Genomic DNA, 636 nt, shown 5'->3' on the forward strand with positions numbered 1-636 from the left:
ACTCGTCATCAGCTCTCGGCCTTAGAATCCCGGATTTACCTAAGATTCCAGCCTACCACCTTAAACTTGGACAACCAACGCCAAGCTGGCCTAGCCTTCTCCGTCCCTCCATCGCAATAACCAGAAGTACAGGAATATTAACCTGTTTTCCATCGACTACGCTTTTCAGCCTCGCCTTAGGGACCGACTAACCCTGCGTCGATTAACGTTGCGCAGGAAACCTTGGTCTTTCGGCGTGGGTGTTTTTCACACCCATTATCGTTACTCATGTCAGCATTCGCACTTCTGATACCTCCAGCAAGCTTCTCAACTCACCTTCACAGGCTTACAGAACGCTCCTCTACCGCATCACCTAAGTGATACCCGTAGCTTCGGTGTATGGTTTGAGCCCCGTTAAATCTTCCGCGCAGGCCGACTCGACTAGTGAGCTATTACGCTTTCTTTAAAGGGTGGCTGCTTCTAAGCCAACCTCCTAGCTGTCTAAGCCTTCCCACATCGTTTCCCACTTAACCATAACTTTGGGACCTTAGCTGACGGTCTGGGTTGTTTCCCTTTTCACGACGGACGTTAGCACCCGCCGTGTGTCTCCCATGCTCGGCACTTGTAGGTATTCGGAGTTTGCATCGGTTTGGTAAG

1 rRNA gene is annotated in these 636 nt (G+C 50.8%); it reads right to left on the minus strand.

Going from position 1 to position 636, the window contains the following annotated elements:
* A 23S ribosomal RNA gene (locus AC19YQ_RS24975) occupies positions 1-636 on the minus strand; the annotation flags it as partial.

Source organism: Pseudomonas sp. MF06569 (genome assembly GCF_059862735.1).